Consider the following 290-nt stretch of genomic DNA (forward strand, 5'->3'; position numbering starts at 1 on the left):
CCGGGCACCGTGCTCGACGGCGTGCACATCACCGGTGACCTGCTCGTCCACGCCGACAACGTGGTCATCAGAAACAGCCGGATCGACGGCGGAGTGATCAACGCCGACGGGGAGCGGACCTTCCGGTTCACCATCACCGACTCCACCGTCGGCCCCGCCCAGGGCTGCCAGACCCTCCCCGGCATCGGCCAGGACAAATACACCGCGACCCGCGTACACGTCCGCGGCCACAGCGACGGCTTCCGAGCCTCCGGCGACGACATCGTCATCACCGACTCCTACGTCCACCT

1 protein-coding gene is annotated in these 290 nt (G+C 67.9%); it reads left to right on the forward strand.

Annotated features, from left to right (window positions below; translation table 11 throughout):
• A partial coding sequence (locus IG98_RS52275) for a hypothetical protein (RefSeq protein ID WP_030926827.1) occupies positions 1 to 290 on the forward strand: 290 nt, incomplete at both ends.

Source organism: Streptosporangium amethystogenes, assembly GCF_000721075.1.
Lineage (GTDB): Bacteria > Actinomycetota > Actinomycetes > Streptosporangiales > Streptosporangiaceae > Streptosporangium > Streptosporangium amethystogenes.